Genomic DNA, 18,004 nt, shown 5'->3' on the forward strand with positions numbered 1-18,004 from the left:
AACGGAACATTTATTTAGTTATTTTAATATTTTGTATACTGTAAGAATCACCTCGTCATAGAAAATAAAAAAACCAAAAATGTTAAACATAAATCTAACATTTTTGGTTTTTTAAATTTTGATTTATTTAAACTGTGCTACTTATTCTGCAATATATCTTACAATAATACTTCCAGTACGAGATTCACCCGATAATTTTAAAATATTTGCATTATCGATTAATTTCTCAAAAAACAATGTTTTCAATAAAAATTGATCTTCTTCGGATCTAATCACAACATCTGAAAGGCCAACATCTGCTTTTCCAAAATTTGTTGTTACTTGACCATCAAGGGATATGGATTTGGGAACATATAACTCAACAGAACCAGCCACGGTTTGGGCTTTTACTTTCCGTGCATCTTTCGCATTCGTCGTAATTACTAGTGTACCGTTAACCGACTCCGCTTCAACTTCTTGTAGTTCTCCATCGATATAAATACGTCCGTTTACTGATTCCGTTTCTAAATCATCCCCGATGACATCACGAAGTTCAATAGACCCATTTCCCGTCTCAATCGTCGCATGTTCAAAGGAAGACTGATTCACTTTAATTGCCCCATTATACGTTTTTAATTTAATTAATTTCGCATCAACACTTTGAACTGTAACAGCCCCGTTTAACAAACGTACTAAAACGACATCATATAACTTCTCTGGTACAACTAAGCGTAATGAAACTTGAGACAATTTTGTCGAAACAGAAATTGTTAATTTACCATCCACTAATTGAACAAGTCGTTCTTCGAATTGTTCTTTCGTTTTTTCTTCATCATGATCATTCAAAGGAGTTTTTACTTGGGCTTCTACTAAAAATTGATTCTCTTCTGATTTGACGATATCTACTTTCCCATTCGGTATTTCAATTTCAACGCCTTTTATTTCATCTGATTCATAGGCGTAAGTTTTGGTGAATTGTACTTTTTCTCCAAAAGGAAATTCGAAGTCAAAGTCTTTAATTTTAGAAAACGTAGAATTCATCAGCCCTGCTACCCGATTGCTAAATTGAGATAAATCTTGTTTCAGATCGTTCATGAATTCATCCATTTTTTTGTTAGCTTCTTTATTTTGAAACGCTTTGCCAAATATATCTTCAAAACCAGTTTTTTTCGATTCTTCTTCTGTTTGTTGAGATGCTTCAGTTTGCTCTGAATCATTTGTTTTTTCAGAATTTGTTGTTAGAGGAACATTCGTTAATTGTGTGGAATCCTTTTCTTTTGTTAACGCCTCTAGTAAAACAATCGCTTCTTCAGCTGAGATTGTTCCATTTTCAACTAATTTTAATATGCGTTTACGTTCATTTTCCATAAAAAAAAGCCTCCCTCTAATTTGTATACTTAATATACGAAGAGGGTGGCTAAAAAGTTTCATTTCTCTTTTCCTATAGACAGTTGTTCCATCTATTTATTAGAAGCCTCAGCTAAAAGTGATTCCATACGTTTTCGATCTCGTTCTAAAATTGGTTTTAAATATTGTCCAGTATAAGATTTTTCATGGGCGGCTATTTCTTCAGGAGTTCCCGTAGCAATAATCGTTCCACCATTTTCTCCGCCTTCTGGTCCAAGGTCGATAATATAATCTGCTGTTTTAATAACATCTAAATTATGTTCAATGACAAGAACGGTGTCACCATTTTCTACTAGTCTTTGTAACACTTTTAAAAGACGGGCGATATCATGGGCATGTAAACCAGTTGTTGGTTCATCTAAAATATAAAACGATTTCCCAGTGGAGCGTCGATGTAATTCAGATGCCAGTTTAACTCGTTGTGCTTCTCCGCCTGATAATGTAGTAGCAGGTTGTCCAAGTTTCATATATCCAAGACCTACATCCACAATCGTTTGTAGTTTTCTTTGAATTTTAGGGACATTTTCGAAAAATACTACCGCATCTTCAATCGTCATATCCAATAATTCTGCGATATTTTTTTCCTTATAGCGAACTTCTAAAGTCTCACGATTGTAACGTTTTCCATGACAAACTTCACAAGGAACATAGACATCAGGTAAAAAGTGCATTTCAATTTTTATAATACCATCACCACGACACGCTTCGCAGCGTCCACCTTTTACATTAAAACTAAAACGGCCCTTTTTATAACCACGAACTTTCGCTTCATTCGTTGAAGCAAATAAATCACGAATATCATCAAAAACGCCTGTATAGGTTGCAGGATTTGAACGCGGTGTACGACCAATTGGTGATTGGTCAATATCGATTACTTTATCTAATTGTTCGATTCCTGTTATGTCTTTATGGGCACCTGGTTTTGAGCGGGCACGATTTAATTTTTGTGCAAGGGCTTTATATAAAATCTCATTAATTAATGTAGATTTCCCAGAACCTGATACACCTGTTACGGCAATGAATTGTCCTAGAGGAATATCGACATTTACATTTTTTAAATTATTTTCAGTTGCCCCTTTGATTGATAGTTTACGTCCATCTAATTTTCTGCGTTCTATCGGAAGGGGAATGAATTTGTTTCCACTTAAATATTGTCCTGTAATAGACGAAGAGTTTTCCATCACTTCACTAGGTGTACCAGAGGCTACAATTTCTCCACCATGAACACCTGCTCCAGGACCAACATCGATTAAGTAATCCGCCGCCAACATCGTATCTTCATCATGTTCAACGACAATTAGTGTATTACCTAAATCCCGCATTTCTTTCATTGTTGCGATAAGACGATCATTATCTCGTTGATGGAGTCCGATGGAAGGCTCGTCCAAAATGTATAATACCCCTGTTAAACGGGAACCGATTTGCGTTGCCAATCGAATTCGTTGTGCCTCTCCACCGGATAATGTACCTGCTGCTCTTGATAATGTTAAATAATCTAAGCCAACATTTATAAGGAAACTTAACCGTTCAGTAATTTCACGAATGATTAATCGAGCGATTTGCATTTCCTTTTCTGATAGGGTTAATGTAGAGAAAAATTCAAACATATCGCCAATCGAATGTTCTGTTGCTTCAGCAATGTGTAATCCTTCTACTTTTACCGCCAATGTTTCAGGCTTTAATCGATACCCTTTACACGTTGGACAAGGTTGTTGGGTCATATATTTTTCCATTTGTTCTTTTACGTAATCGGAAGTAGAATCACGGTATCGTCGTTCAATATTACGAATGACTCCTTCAAATTCAATTTCCTTATCATGGACACTGCCGTATTCACTTTCATAATGGAAATGAATTTTTTCCTTTCCGGAACCATATAAAATTTTATCCATTTGACCTTTTGGTATTTGTGATACTGGAACATCCATCGGTATTCCGTAGTGCTCACAAACCGCTTTTAAAAGCTGAGGATAATACTGAGAACTTGTTGGCTCCCATGCTGCAATCGCATGTTCTTCTAACGTTTTCTCCCAATCAGGAATTAATAAATCAAGATCCACTTCTTGTTTAGTTCCTAAACCGTCACAGGATGGACAAGCACCAAATGGGCTGTTAAATGAAAACATACGAGGTTCTAATTCACCAATGGAAAAACCACATAGTGGACAAGCGTGGTGTTCACTAAACAGTAACTCTTCATGTTCCATCACATCCACAATCACTTTTCCATCAGCTAGTTTACATGCCGTTTCTAAAGAATCACTTAGACGGGAAGAAATCCCTTCTTTAATCACAATTCGATCGACTACTACTTCAATGTTATGTTTTTTATTTTTATCAAGTTCAATGGAATCATCTAAATCCCGCATTTCTCCATCTATTCGAACACGAACAAATCCTTGTTTTTTCAAATCTTCAATTAGTTTAACATGGGTTCCCTTTCGACCCGATACGATTGGTGCGAATAGCTGCATTTTCGTACGCTCAGGGTATTCTAATAATCGATCTACCATTTGCTCAATTGTTTGTGAGGCAATTTCAGTTCCGTGGTTTGGACAAATTGGTTTTCCAATTCGAGCAAAAAGCAATCGTAAATAATCATAAATTTCCGTTACTGTTCCAACTGTTGAACGTGGGTTTCGACTAGTTGTCTTTTGGTCAATAGAAATAGCTGGTGATAGGCCTTCTATTAGGTCAACGTCTGGCTTATCCATTTGACCTAAAAATTGACGAGCATAGGCAGAAAGGGATTCGACATAACGCCGCTGTCCTTCAGCATAAATCGTATCAAAAGCAAGGGACGACTTCCCTGAACCTGATAAGCCAGTTATAACTACTAGCTTATCTCGGGGTATCGTTACATTAACATTTTTCAAATTATTTGAACGTGCACCTTGCACAACAATTTCAGTATTTTTCACTATTGATCACCCTTCCACCTTCAACTCAAATATCGTATCTCTCAATTCTGCTGCACGTTCAAAATCAAGGGCTTTAGCAGCTTCCTTCATTTCTAATTCTAAAGATGCAATCAGTTTTTCAATTTCAGATTTCGTCATTTTCTTACCTTTCGTTACTTTAGTAACGTAAGTTTCTTCCTCTTCTGCTGCTTGTGTAGCGCGAATTAATTCTGGAATTTTCTTCTGGATTGTTTTTGGCGTTATACCATGCTCTTTGTTATATGCTTCTTGGATAGTTCGACGACGTTTTGTTTCATCAATCGCTTTTTTCATCGAATCAGTTATATGATCTGCATACATGATGACATGACCATTTGCATTTCGAGCTGCGCGGCCAATTGTTTGAATTAAAGAACGTTCAGACCGTAAAAATCCTTCCTTATCCGCATCTAAAATTGCTACAAGCGATACTTCTGGAATATCTAAACCTTCCCGTAATAAGTTAATTCCAACTAATACGTCATATGTGCCTCTTCGAAGCTCTCTTATAATTTCAATTCGGTCTAGCGTTTTTACTTCTGAATGAAGATATTCTACTTTAATTCCCATTTCTTTAAAGTAATCCGTCAAATCTTCCGCCATTTTCTTTGTTAATGTCGTAACGAGCACTCGTTCTTGTTTTCTTGTTCGTTCATTTATCTCATCGATTAAGTCATCGATTTGTCCTTCAATTGGACGGACATCGATTGTTGGATCTAATAATCCAGTTGGTCGGATAATTTGTTCTACCATTTCTGGTGTATGCTCTATCTCATATGGACCAGGTGTGGCAGAAACATAAATAGCTTGATGAACATGTTGTTCAAATTCTTCAAATTTTAACGGTCTATTATCCAAAGCGGAAGGTAAACGGAATCCGTGCTCAACTAATACATTTTTTCGAGCCTGGTCTCCATTATACATTCCCCGTATTTGCGGCAATGTAACATGACTCTCATCCACTACTAATAGGAAATCTTTTGGGAAGTAATCAAGCAACGTATATGGTGTTGCTCCTGCTTCTCTCAACGTTAAGTGACGGGAGTAATTTTCAACTCCCGAACAAAAACCCATTTCCCGCATCATTTCTAAATCGTAATTTGTTCGTTGTTCAAGACGTTGCGCTTCAAGCAATTTATCTTCTGCTCGGAATTTGGCTAACTGTTGTTCAAGTTCCTTTTCAATATTTTCAATCGCCTTCCGCATCTTTTCTTCCCGGGTAACGAAGTGGGAAGCTGGGAAAATCGCTACATGCTCCCGATCACCTATAATTTCTCCTGTTAAAGCATCCACTTCTCGGATTCGCTCAATTTCATCACCAAATAATTCGACTCGAATACATTTTTCATCCCGTGATGCTGGGAATATTTCGACCACGTCTCCACGAACACGGAACGTCCCACGAGTAAAGTTCACATCGTTTCTTTCATATTGAATATCTACTAATTTTCGTAGTAATTGATTACGTTCTATTTCCATTCCAGTTCGCAGTGAAACAACCATTTCACGATATTCCTCTGGATTCCCTAAACCGTATATACAAGAAACGGAAGCGATAATGATAACATCATCCCGCTCAAATAATGAAGATGTTGCCGAATGTCTTAATTTATCTATTTCATCATTAATACTTGAGTCTTTTTCGATGTATGTATCGGTTTGTGGTACATACGCTTCTGGTTGATAGTAATCGTAATAACTTACAAAATATTCCACCGCATTATTTGGAAAAAACTGTTTAAACTCACTATAAAGTTGGCCCGCCAAAGTTTTATTATGTGCGATAACGAGCGTCGGCTTCTTTACCTCTTTTATAACATTTGAAATCGTAAATGTTTTCCCCGTACCAGTGGCCCCGAGCAATGTTTGATGTTTTTTGCCCTCTTTTATGCCATTCACAAGTTCTACAATAGCATTAGGCTGATCTCCGCTCGGTTTATAGGCAGAATGCAATTCAAAAATTTCGGTCATTTATCGTTCGTCCTTTCCACCCAAATGTTCTATGAATAAATTTTAGCATATCCTATCGAAAAATACGATTAATAAGCGAACGTATATTCTTAAAAATATTGTTTTCCTTATGATTTAATACTAATTTTTACCATAAACGACTATTATTAAAACTTACAAACGAAAAACGACCATCAATGCAAACAATATTGCATTGATAGTCGTTTTAACATATTTTAGAAAAATCTAATCTCATCATTCCCCGTCTAAGGCTACTTTAGTTTGTAAATATTAATAATAGTGGCATTAGGCAGAGAATCTATAAGGGAGTATTCAATAAATCATTCTTTTTCTCCGCTTTCGTGGAGTTCTAGAAACAACTAAGCCGCCTTTAAGTAAAATATCTACCCAATTGTTACATTCGGACATAGATAGCTACCTCTAGGCGGCTTATGAAATTTGTTATTATGTTACATTAATGTCTCTTGCGATTCGTCCAACTCTTGAGATTCTTGTAACTCATTCAGTTCTTTTGTATAACTATAAAACGCTTCTTCATTTCTTTCATCTAATGCACTATCGATGAGATCTTTCAACTGCTCAATTCTTTGCAATCTTTGCATGCGGTTTAAAAACAAGTCTAAATAAATGTCATTCAATAATTTTTCAGATTCGTTTGCATGTTGATAGTGTCCAACTGCCTTAAGAAAATCTGTGTATGAATAATATTTATCCATCGATAATCACCCCGATTCCCTTTTTTCTATTATAAAAAATCGGTTATCAATTTGCAATATATTCTGAAAAATATGTGATTTTTTCTTATAATGGGGAATGGTAACTATTAATTTAATTTCATTGCATATTTTCCAACAGAGTTAATAGATTGAGGACCTTTTTAGTAAATTTTTTATCAAAACTTTCTAATTTAAAATTTATTTTTTATTAATTTTAAAACGGAAAAAATTTAAATTTAAGAATTTTTCAAAATTTCCCATTGAAATAGTTCTAATATCATATTATGATTTTCTTGAATCGGTTATATAGCATTAATTAGATATTGAAAAGGAGGAAATGTTTATGTTGGAAGATGTAAATGTTGTTAATTCTTATCATATCTCTTTTAATACTTATTTAATCGAACCTATGAACCATGGAGAAAAACTATACTCTCGCGTTTACGACAAAAACGGAGAGATTATTGTCGAAAGAAAACCTCTTTCCATAGTACGTAAATCCTGTTACGCAATGGGCAGTAATTATAATGCAGCACGTATGATTGCTAAACGCTTCTTTGGAAAAGAGAAACATAAATTACCTATTATTATTTCTCATGATTATGGGATACCTTGTGTCTTCTTCCCACTTTTATCTCCTGCGTCACCTAGTAATGTTTGGATTGGACTTCATGCGATTATTAATATTCGCCGTTTAAAAGACTTTACCGAAATTACTTTAAAAAATGGAAAAGAACTTGTTCTACAAATTAATTACTCATCCTTCTGCTCCCAATACGTATGTGCAACATTGTTGCAAAAATATGCTGCTAATCAGCGATTAATTATTCAAAATGAATTGCCTTTCTGATCAATTGTTGAAGCTTTATTTAAATAATACTTAAGCAAATCTTCAACTTGATTTCGAAGTCGTATATTTGAATATCTTCTTACTTCCATTATCTTACTGTAATGGAATTGGTACTCAGTAAACAATTCATCTCGATTACCTTGAACAACCCGAAGTTGATGATTTTTCAAATAGTCCTTAGTTTTTTTTAGATCATCTTCTGCGTATCTTCTCGCTTCGTCAATTAAATAAATATAGGGACGCTTTAATTTAAACTGCCCATTTTCTATTTGTGCATGGTCTTTTTCTAAAACGATTAATAGCATCGGTAAATAGATGGCCGCTTCCAGATATGGGACAGTTTCAATGGGAATATGTGCCATTAAAAACCCCTCCTAAATGATAGAACACTTGTTCTTATAAATTATATTACAACAAATTTTAAAAAATGCAATTGCAGAATACAGGAAAATAATAGTATGTCTAAAAGAGGGTACTCTTTCGAAAAGAAAGCTATACTACAGGAAAAGTTATGAACGATACTAAAACTTTCTCTATGTAAAGCTTGTTGCTAATAACCGATGAAATTACAATACAGCTAAGATTCATTCACAATCACTTAAACAAAAAAATATCCGTCTCTTATTATTAGCCAATTAAATAGAAAAATAATAAAAACCTTTTCGGTAAAGGATTTCCCCCTTACCGAAAAGGTTTGTTTTTTTAGTTTAATTACTGTCCTATACGCGAACGTAAATAGGCATTAATGAATTCATCTAAATCCCCATCCATTACCCCTTGAACATTACCTGTTTCAAAATTTGTACGGTGGTCTTTTACCATTGAATAAGGATGGAATACATAAGAACGAATTTGAGAACCCCAACCAATTTCCTTCTGTTCTCCACGAATAGCAGCCAATTCAGCTTGTTGTTTCTCAATTTCTAATTGGTATAACTTTGCTTTTAACATGCTCATCGCTTTTTCGCGGTTTTTAATTTGGGAGCGCTCCGCTTGACAAGAAACAACTACACCTGTTGGAATATGCGTTATACGAACAGCAGAGTCGGTCGTATTGATGTGCTGACCACCTGCGCCAGTTGCACGATACGTATCAATTTTCAAATCTTCTGTTCGAACTTCAATTTCAATTTCGTTATTAAACTCTGGCATAACATCGCAGGAAACAAAGGAAGTGTGACGACGTCCAGCTGAGTCAAAGGGTGAAATACGTACTAAACGATGTACGCCCTTTTCTGCCTTTAAATAGCCGTATGCATTATGTCCTTGTATTAATAAAGTAACAGATTTAATGCCTGCCTCATCACCAGGTAAGTAATCCATTGTTTCAACTTTAAAGCCGCGTTTTTCAGCCCAACGAGTATACATACGTAATAGCATCGAACCCCAGTCTTGTGATTCTGTTCCACCTGCGCCTGGATGAAGTTCTAAAATTGCATTATTTTTATCGTATGGTTCACTTAAGAGCATTTGAAGCTCAAAATTATCCATTTTTCGTTGGAACTCTTCTAATTCATTCCCCAATTCGGATTGTAAATCGTCATCTGGTTCTTCTTTTAAAAGTTCTAACGTCATTTCTAAGTTTTCATGGGTCATAATTAAATCATTAAATTCATTTACGATAGCTTTTAAACTATTTGCTTCATTAATGACTGTTTGCGCCGCATTTTGGTCATTCCAAAAATCCGGCATAAGCATCATTTCATCTAACTCTTGTATACGTGCCTCTTTGTTTTCTAAGTCAAAGAGACCCCCTGAAGTCCGCCAATTTTGAGGCTGTAGTTTCCAACGTATTTCTTACATCTGATAATTCAATCATTAATAATCCTCCGTACTTTTTATTAAATTGAGAGAACCGTAACATCAAAAGATGACTACGGTTCAAGTTCTTAAAAAAGTGTCATTCGATTACTCTACACCATGGCAGTTTTTGTATTTTTTGCCGCTACCGCATGGGCATGGATCGTTACGGCCAATCGTATCTGATTTACGAATCGGTTGTTTTTTCTTCGGTGCTGCCTCTTCTTTTGGATTAACCGCCTGTCCTTTTGCAACCTCTTCCCGTTCTAAATTGTTGCGAATTTGGGCTTTCAGTGCATATTTCGTTACATCTTCACGAATAGAAGCAATCATATCTTCAAACATTGCAAATCCTTCTTGTTCATATTCACGTAACGGGTCATTTTGACCATAGGCACGTAAATGGATACCTTGACGTAATTGATCCATTGCATCAATATGATCAATCCATTTCGTATCAATTGAGCGAAGTAAAATAACCTTTTCAAATTCACGCATCCGTTCAGGGGTTAACTGTTGTTCTTTTTCATCATAACGTTTTTGAACTTCTGCATAAATATATTGAATGATTTCCTCAGGTGATTTCCCTTCAAGATCACTCGCTTTAATAGCACCCTCTTCTAATAAATTCGCCTGAATGTAATCTTCTAGTGCTTTTAAGTTCCAATCTTTTTGTTCGCCTTGTGTATGAACAGCGACAATATTTTCAATAGACTCTTGAATCATCGCTTCAACTAAAGAACGCATATTTTCAGTTTCAAGAACATCACGGCGCTCTTTATAAATTACTTCCCTTTGTTGACGAAGTACATCATCATATTGTAACAAACGTTTACGAGCATCGAAGTTGTTACCTTCAACTCGTTTTTGTGCAGATTCCACCGCTTTCGATACCATTCCTGATTGGATAGGTTGAGTATCATCCATACCAAGTCTCGTCATCATCGCTTTCATTTTATCCGAACCGAAACGACGCATTAAATCGTCTTCTAACGATAAATAGAATTGGGTAATACCAGGATCCCCTTGACGGCCAGAACGACCGCGCAGCTGATTATCGATACGGCGAGATTCATGACGTTCTGTACCAATAACCGCCAAGCCACCAAGCTCTAAAACACCTTCTCCTAGTTTAATGTCAGTACCACGACCAGCCATGTTCGTTGCAATCGTTACAGCGCCTTTGTTCCCTGCATTAGCAATGATTTCAGCTTCTCGCTCATGATTTTTCGCATTCAATACATTGTGTGGAATTTTATGTTTATCTAGTAATTTCGAAATAATTTCAGACGTTTCAATTGCAACTGTTCCAACTAAAACTGGTTGTCCTTTTTTATGACGCTCAGCAATTTCGGCAGCTACCGCATTAAATTTCCCATTCATTGTGGCAAAAATTAAATCTGGTCTATCATCACGGGCAATCGGTCTGTTTGTAGGAATAACTACTACTTGCATATTATAAATGTTACGGAATTCTTCTTCTTCTGTTTTTGCTGTACCGGTCATACCAGCTAATTTCTCATACATACGGAAGTAGTTTTGGAACGTAATCGTTGCCATCGTCATTGATTCATTTTGAATATCTACACCTTCTTTTGCTTCAATCGCTTGGTGTAAACCATCAGAATAGCGACGTCCTTTCATTAAACGCCCTGTAAATCCATCTACAATAACAATTTCTCCATCTTGAACAACGTAATCAACATCCCGATGCATAGATACATGGGCTTTCAATGATTGGTTGATGGCATGAAGTAATCTTACATGGGATAAATCAAATAGGTTATCGATATTAAAAGCTTTCTCTGCTTTAGCAATACCTGTCTCCGTTAATGTAACCCCTTTTGTCGTTTCGTCGTAAGTATAATCTTCTTCTGCTTTTAACAAACGAACAAACATATTCGATTGAACATAAAGTTGAGCCGTTTTTCCTGCTTGACCTGAAATAATCAAAGGAGTACGTGCTTCATCAATTAAAATAGAGTCGACCTCGTCAATGACAGCATAATAAAGTGGACGTTGTACTCGCTCTTCTTTATAAAGCACCATGTTATCACGTAAATAGTCAAAACCAAGTTCATTGTTCGTACTATATGTAATATCAGCAGCATATGCTTCCCGTTTTTCTTCTTTCGACAAGCTATTTAAATTTAAGCCTACCGTTAAACCTAGGAAATTATATAATTGACCCATTTCAGTAGCGTCACGACTAGCAAGATATTCGTTGACTGTCACAACATGTACACCTTTACCAGTTATAGCGTTTAAGTAGACCGCCATCGTGGAAGTTAATGTTTTCCCTTCCCCCGTTTTCATTTCAGCAATATTACCTTCATTTAAAGTAGCTGCCCCCATAATTTGAACGCGGAATGGATACATTCCTAGTACACGGCGAGATGCTTCACGACAAACGGCGAATGCTTCTGGAAGTAATTTTTCCAATGTCTCTCCGTTTTGATAGCGCTCTTTAAATTCAGTCGTTTTCTCTTTTAAGTCTTCATCACTTAACTGTTCCATTTGAGAAGCTAGAGCTTCGACTTGATCAGCAATTTTATTTAATTTTTTTATTTCTTTTTTGTTTAGATCAAATATTTTATTTAAAATGTTAGCCATGAAATTTTTCACTTCCCATATAGTCTTACTACACATTTTATCACTACCTATATAGTAGGTGCAAATACCCTCCCTATTTTCAACAAAAGTAACGATTTTAAAAAGATTTCTTTAACAAAGTATAAAAATGAAATTTTTCGTTAAGAAGGAGATAAGTTGCATTTTATCGAAATAAAAATAGAAGAAAAATTAAATTATCAGGAGTGATGAGTATGGCCATTCAACTATATTTCGTTTTTAATGGAAATTGTCGAGAAGCAGTAGAATATTATGCAAAAGTTTTTAAAACAGAAGAACCAAACATTATGTCATTTGGTGATGCTCCACCGAATCCCAATCATCCAATTCCAGAGGAAGCAAAACATTTAGTCATGCATGCAAACTTAGAGATTGCTGGCAGTAAAGTGATGTTTTCAGATACATGGCCAGGCACTCCTTTTACTGTAGGAAACAATATTACAGTAGCGGTTGTAACTAAAGATGAAACGTTAATTCGTTCATCCTTTGAAGGATTAAAAGAAGGTGGAAAAGTGAACATGGAACTACAGGAAACTTTCTGGAGTAAATGTTATGGACAAGTAGTGGACAAATTTGGTATCGAATGGCAACTTAGTCTAGAGAGTGAAGAACAATAAATTATCAATTGAAGTAAAAATGACCTTTATTCCAGCGTGCTGTTGGATTAAAGGTTTTTTTAGTTCCAACAAACTTGAATGGTTTTCATAGTGTTGAAAACAACTAATTACCACTCTACCCAATTAAAATTTCTAACATATATTAGGGAGAAAGATCATTACCGTTTGAACAAACGATGAACAAACTTGAAAGAGGGTTTAAAGGTGGGGAAGGAGAGTTCCAAACTTACTTCGTATGTCTTGTTAACTTTATTAATCGTCATTTGGGGTGTTAGTTGGCCTATTTATAAAAATGGGGTAAGTTTCATGCCGCCACTTCTTTTTGCCGGAGTGCGTGCTTTTATCAGTGGTATTATTTTATTTTTCATCGCATGGCAAAATCGTCGTTTCCTTCAATTCCGAAAGAACTGGCAATATTATGTCATTTCTGCCACTTTAAACATTGTCCTTTATTTAGGAATCCAAACCGTTGGACTTATTTATTTGCCAGGAGGACTATTCTCTGTTCTTGTTTATTTTCAACCTGTACTGTTAGGAATTCTCGCATGGTTGTTTTTAGGAGAGGGAATGACGATTACAAAAATAATTGGTTTAATCCTTGGGTTTGTTGGGATATTACTCGTGAGCATTGATGGCCTAACGATTCACCTTTCAATCATAGGGGTAACCCTCGCCCTTGCAACAGCTTTCGTATGGGCAAGTGGAGTTGTATATGTTAAGAAAAATAAAGAACGGGTAGATCCTTACTGGATGGTTGTTATGCAACTTATTATCGGTGGATCAGTTTTATTATTAGCAGGATTTATAATAGAGGATGTGCAACTAATTAGTTGGAACGGAGAGCTTATTTCAAGTATCATTTGGGGATCAACAGCTGGAATGGCCATTGCCCAATTTCTTTATTACAAGTTGATTAATGAAGGAGAAGCTAGCAAAGTAGGGGCTTTTACCTTCATTGTCCCAATTATATCGGTTATCATTAGCTCAATTTTTTTAGACGAAAATATTACCGTCAATTTGTTTTTCGGCATGCTCCTCGTAGGAACAAGTATTTATTTAGTCAATTATCAACGAAAACGAATCACCACTTAAAACATCAAAGTTCGTTAAATATAAAACAAAAAGAACCCTTTTAACAAAGGGTTCTAAGTCTAGACAATAAACTCTTGTCCTTTTATATTTATTTAATTTGTTTCGATTAATCCATACTTTCCATCACGGCGTTTATAAACAATGTTCGTATTGTTTGTCTCTGCGTCTGTATAAACGAAGAAGTCGTGACCAAGTAAATTCATTTGAAGAATGGCTTCTTCCTGATCCATTGGTTTTAAGTCAAATTGCTTCGTACGAACAACTGTAAATTCTTCATCATCTGTCGCTGTTGCAGCGATGCCGTTTCCTATTTCATTGGCAAAGTAAACACCTGCACCTTCCCGTTCACGGAATTTACGGTTTACCTTTGTTTTATGTTTACGAATTTGGCGCTCAAGTTTGTCAACAATTAAATCGATAGCTGCATACATATCATCATGACGTTCTTCTGCTCGAAGTGTGACATTTTTCATAGGAATTGTTACTTCGACCTTTGTTTGCTTGTCATTGTACACTTTTAAATTGACATTAGCGTTTGCATCAACACCTTCGCTGAAATAACGTTCGATTTTCTCGATCTTATTTTCAACGTAGTCGCGAATCGCTGGAGTTACCTCAATGTTTTCACCACGAATGTTAAAGTTAATCATGTAAACTCCTCCTTTGTTACACCTATGTAAATATATATTCGCCATCGGTTCAAAAAATCCTACCAGTTTTAAAGAATATTTTTCATCTTTCGACATTTCATTCACAATTTTTTTTACATATCATTAAAAAACTAGAGGCATGTGATAGTTAATATTGAAGGTAAGAATCAAAAAACGGAAGCAAAAGAAAAAGCCTTACAGAACGTAAGGCTCTTATACTTTCAAAAACGATTAAACTTGTTGTGTATTGCTATATTGTTGTTGACGAGTAATTTGGATTACTTGTTTCCATGTATCACGGAATTCCGTTGTTAAACCAATGACTTCATCGATAATCACCGTATCATTTTTAACATTTGCTTCCATCAGTCGACGGTTCATATATTCGTATAGTGGAAGCATTTGTTTCGAAATGTCATAGTCCATATTTAAAGTGGACATTAACTCTTGAATAATTGCTTGTGCCTTTTGAAGATTTGTATTTTTTTCTTGGATGTGTTGCTCGTCTATTGCTTTTTTTGCCTTTGTTAAAAACTTTAAACAGCCATTATAAAGCATTAACGTCAGTTCTCCAGGCGAAGCGGTTGTCACACTATTTTGTTTGTAAGCATTAAGTGCAGAATTTTGTACTGCCAATATGGGACACTCCTTTAAAGAGATACATTATAGTTTTTATTGTAAAGCATTGTCCCCTGTTCATTTTATAATCGGGGTATCAAATCTTTACTTTTTCTTATCGTAATACATCCCGTCCATTACTTGAACGGAAGCATATGGATTGATATATTGTTTTTCATGTTTTTTTGATTGTTGTAAATCCTTCATATCTTGTTTCACGAGTTTCATCATTTCATCTAAACGTGTTCGAATCCCATTATCCAACTCTGCTAAAGTGGTATGAAGTTTATTTGTTGGGTCCATTTGAAAGCCTTCTTGTCGAAGCCTCTCAATTATTACACCGCGCTCATCCAACAGTGTATTAATTTCATCAATAAATTTGGAACGCTCTTCCCCTTTAGGGAGTTTCGTTAAATGTTTCAATAGTTTTGCGGATATTTGTAGAAGTTGCTGTATCGTATCCATCGGTCTACTCCAATCAAGAAAGATTAATTTATACTGTTTGGAAAAGACTTGCTTGGCTATTGGCTTTGTTAATGGCCGACTCCATTGCCGTGAACTGTCTCCAGTAACGCTCTTCAATGTTTTCTAACTTATCTAACCATCTCTTGATACTGCTATCTACTTCATTCAAACGTTTTCCTAAAGTAAAAGTATCATTTGTTGAAGTTGACTTCCCTGCTTTTTTCTCAATATCTGTTGTAAACTCTTTTAATTCGTCACGCAATCGTTGGGCTATTCCACGCGAATCAACCGTTTTTCCATTTCCATCTTTTGTAACAGAACCAGTTTGTGTAAACATTGATGCCACTTGATCAGGATTTTTTTCGATCGCACTACGCAATTTATCTTCATCAATAACTAGTTTACCACCATCTGAATAGGTTGAAGATGTAGTAATACCTAATTCTGCTAAAGAGTCCATTGTGGCATCACCTAAACCTGCGACAGAATTCATAAATGAATTACGCATACCATACAAACCGTTCGATAAAATGGAATCATTTTTTAGCAATCCACTTTTAGCTTTCTCTTCCCATTTCTTAATTTCATCTTCTGACATCTCTTTTTTCTGTTCGTCAGTTAATGGTTGATAATTTCGATCATAGCTTTCCTTTAATTTGCTATTAATTGTCGTTACAAGTCCGTTATACGTTTCAACAAACTTTTTGATTTTGTCTACCATATTATCAACGTCTGTTGAGGAAGTAAGTGTAACAGGATTAATAGTTGTTGCATTACTTATTTCATTATTTAAGAATGCATTCAAATCAACTTCATTATTAGAAGAATCATAAGCTTTATTCGTATTAAAATCGTAAGTCATGCCATAGTTTTTCGATAAAGCATCGCTTAAAGTCGACTTTGCTGAATTTAAATTGTTCGTAGCTGTTTCAGCATTGACAACACTAGTTTCTAAATGTTTATTCGCATCAAAATAAGCTTTAACATCTGTAAAAGTTTGATCTGTTTCACCATTTAAATTATCTGCCAAACCTTTGAAAATAGAAGCCGAGGATGTTAATGAGATTGATGCTTCTGTATTTTCAGTTGCTTCGGTTTCAGAAAGGAACATTGTTTTTAACTGCTTCACTTCAGATTCAGTAAATAAGTTTGTTTCACTATCTGCAGAATATAAACCTTCTAATTCTGTTTTTAATACCGATGGATCATCAAAATTCAAAGAAGAAAGTTTCTTTAATTTTTCTGCTCCGTTATCCCCTAAATTCATTAAATAAGCATTTAATGTATCGTCTGTTTCAACTGAGTCAATGGCTGAACTAATGTTTGAACTTAAAGCTGATTTTTTCGCACTTACGTCATTTTGTGCAGCATCTAATTCATTCATTGCATCATTGTACTCAGAAGAAGCAATTATGTAATTATTGTACATATTTTTCGTATATTGTGCTGTTGTGGATTGATTATTAAAAGTCGAACTAAGCGTTACTGTATAACCATTAATCGTAAATGTATTAGAACTTCTTTCTGTGGCGATACCATTTATAGAAAAAATCGCATTTTGACCACCAGATGCTAAATCAAGGGAAGAGCTGCTATCAAAGCTGCCTGTCTGATCACCAAATCCGAGCTTATTGAATAAGGTAGCACCAGCTCCAGCTGATACACTTACTTCAGCCCCATTTTCGATATCCCCCATATTTTTTGCAGTAATGGAAAGTTTACCGTTCTCGAAAAGAGCAGTCACACCAACATCGCTACTATTAATTTTTTTCACTAAAGAATCAATTGTTTCATTTTCTTCAATTGTAAATTCTTTTGAACTTAATTTCCCACTACTATTAATAGCGTTTAAAGTGAATTTGGAACCAGTTGGTAAACCTGTTAAATCAGTAACTTTACTTTTGCCTGTCGCTACAATAGTAGAGCCTACGCCTTGTGCTGATTTGGCTAATTGACTTACTCCATCAATGGAAATTGTACCTGAAGCAGAAGAAGTAGCAGTTGCAGTTACATAGGATGAATTTGAAGATGTTACGGTCTTTTTGTAAAAATTACTTGATAAACGATAGTTATCGAATAAGAAATCATCAAAAGCACTTAAAGCTGTATTGATTTCCCGATAGGCATCTCGTTGCCATTCGTATTTTTGCTGTTGTTGATAAAGTTTGTTTAAGGGAGCTTTTTCTGCTGACATCAATTTTTCAACAAGAGCATCAATGTCCATACCAGAAGCTAATCCACCTACACGTGTTACCATTTTTATGACCTC

14 protein-coding genes are annotated in these 18,004 nt (G+C 35.4%); 3 read left to right on the forward strand and 11 right to left on the reverse strand.

The window, feature by feature from the left end:
* Nucleotides 1-141: 141 nt before the first annotated feature.
* The 4 genes from H9636_RS01825 to H9636_RS01840 all read right to left on the reverse strand — a co-directional run bounded on the left by H9636_RS01825 (nucleotide 142) and on the right by H9636_RS01840 (nucleotide 7,012).
* Nucleotides 142-1,347 carry an SHOCT-like domain-containing protein gene (locus tag H9636_RS01825; RefSeq protein WP_191705952.1) on the reverse strand — a complete coding sequence of 402 codons (1,206 nt, stop codon included), beginning with the start codon at nucleotides 1,345-1,347 and terminating at the stop codon, nucleotides 142-144.
* A gap of 92 nt (nucleotides 1,348-1,439) precedes the next feature.
* Complete coding sequence (gene uvrA, locus H9636_RS01830; RefSeq protein WP_191705953.1) at nucleotides 1,440-4,307, reverse strand: excinuclease ABC subunit UvrA; 2,868 nt, start codon at nucleotides 4,305-4,307, stop codon at nucleotides 1,440-1,442.
* Between the two features lie 6 nt (nucleotides 4,308-4,313).
* Nucleotides 4,314-6,296: an excinuclease ABC subunit UvrB gene (gene uvrB, locus H9636_RS01835; protein WP_191705954.1), complete on the reverse strand. Its 1,983-nt coding sequence runs from the start codon at nucleotides 6,294-6,296 to the stop codon at nucleotides 4,314-4,316.
* A gap of 449 nt (nucleotides 6,297-6,745) precedes the next feature.
* Nucleotides 6,746-7,012 carry an IDEAL domain-containing protein gene (locus H9636_RS01840; protein WP_191705955.1) on the reverse strand — a complete coding sequence of 89 codons (267 nt, stop codon included), beginning with the start codon at nucleotides 7,010-7,012 and terminating at the stop codon, nucleotides 6,746-6,748.
* Nucleotides 7,013-7,355: 343 nt separating this feature from the next.
* Between H9636_RS01840 and H9636_RS01845 the strand changes: the two genes are divergently transcribed.
* Nucleotides 7,356-7,862, forward strand: coding sequence for a competence protein ComK (locus tag H9636_RS01845; protein ID WP_191705956.1), 507 nt, complete (start codon nucleotides 7,356-7,358; stop codon nucleotides 7,860-7,862).
* On the opposite strand, the gene H9636_RS01850 is transcribed toward H9636_RS01845, so the two are convergent.
* From H9636_RS01850 to secA, 3 genes are all read right to left on the reverse strand, one after another.
* Nucleotides 7,841-8,224 (reverse strand): hypothetical protein, encoded by a 384-nt coding sequence (locus tag H9636_RS01850; RefSeq protein WP_191705957.1) that lies wholly within the window; start codon nucleotides 8,222-8,224, stop codon nucleotides 7,841-7,843. The two genes, H9636_RS01845 and H9636_RS01850, sit on opposite strands and share 22 nt — an antisense overlap.
* Before the next feature lie 349 nt (nucleotides 8,225-8,573).
* Nucleotides 8,574-9,678, reverse strand: a protein-coding gene (prfB, locus tag H9636_RS01855; protein ID WP_191706185.1) for a peptide chain release factor 2 whose coding sequence is annotated in 2 segments (ribosomal slippage) — nucleotides 8,574-9,605 and nucleotides 9,607-9,678 — 1,104 coding nt in all. Because the reading frame shifts where the segments join, the coding sequence is not laid out codon by codon here.
* A gap of 92 nt (nucleotides 9,679-9,770) precedes the next feature.
* Nucleotides 9,771-12,275 (reverse strand): preprotein translocase subunit SecA, encoded by a 2,505-nt coding sequence (gene secA, locus H9636_RS01860; RefSeq protein ID WP_191705958.1) that lies wholly within the window; start codon nucleotides 12,273-12,275, stop codon nucleotides 9,771-9,773.
* A gap of 212 nt (nucleotides 12,276-12,487) precedes the next feature.
* Here secA and H9636_RS01865 point away from each other — a divergent pair, with 212 nt between their 5' ends.
* Both H9636_RS01865 and H9636_RS01870 read left to right on the forward strand, forming a co-directional pair.
* Complete coding sequence (locus tag H9636_RS01865; protein WP_191705959.1) at nucleotides 12,488-12,910, forward strand: VOC family protein; 423 nt, start codon at nucleotides 12,488-12,490, stop codon at nucleotides 12,908-12,910.
* A gap of 204 nt (nucleotides 12,911-13,114) precedes the next feature.
* Entirely contained in the window at nucleotides 13,115-14,002 is an 888-nt protein-coding gene (locus H9636_RS01870) for a DMT family transporter (RefSeq protein ID WP_191705960.1), read from the forward strand.
* Nucleotides 14,003-14,094: 92 nt separating this feature from the next.
* Here H9636_RS01870 and hpf read toward each other — a convergent pair whose 3' ends face one another.
* The 4 genes from hpf to fliD all read right to left on the reverse strand — a co-directional run bounded on the left by hpf (nucleotide 14,095) and on the right by fliD (nucleotide 17,992).
* A complete protein-coding gene (gene hpf / locus H9636_RS01875; RefSeq protein ID WP_225230021.1) occupies nucleotides 14,095-14,652 on the reverse strand; it encodes a ribosome hibernation-promoting factor, HPF/YfiA family in 558 nt (185 codons plus the stop codon).
* A 231-nt stretch (nucleotides 14,653-14,883) separates the two neighbouring features.
* Nucleotides 14,884-15,288 (reverse strand): flagellar export chaperone FliS, encoded by a 405-nt coding sequence (gene fliS / locus H9636_RS01880; protein WP_191705961.1) that lies wholly within the window; start codon nucleotides 15,286-15,288, stop codon nucleotides 14,884-14,886.
* An 87-nt stretch (nucleotides 15,289-15,375) separates the two neighbouring features.
* Nucleotides 15,376-15,735, reverse strand: a complete 360-nt coding sequence (locus H9636_RS01885) for a flagellar protein FliT (RefSeq protein WP_191705962.1) — start codon at nucleotides 15,733-15,735, stop codon at nucleotides 15,376-15,378.
* A 28-nt stretch (nucleotides 15,736-15,763) separates the two neighbouring features.
* A complete protein-coding gene (gene fliD, locus H9636_RS01890) occupies nucleotides 15,764-17,992 on the reverse strand; it encodes a flagellar filament capping protein FliD (protein ID WP_191705963.1) in 2,229 nt (742 codons plus the stop codon).
* Between the last annotated feature and the right edge of the window lie 12 nt (nucleotides 17,993-18,004).

Source organism: Ureibacillus galli (assembly GCF_014836845.1).
GTDB lineage: Bacteria > Bacillota > Bacilli > Bacillales_A > Planococcaceae > Ureibacillus > Ureibacillus galli.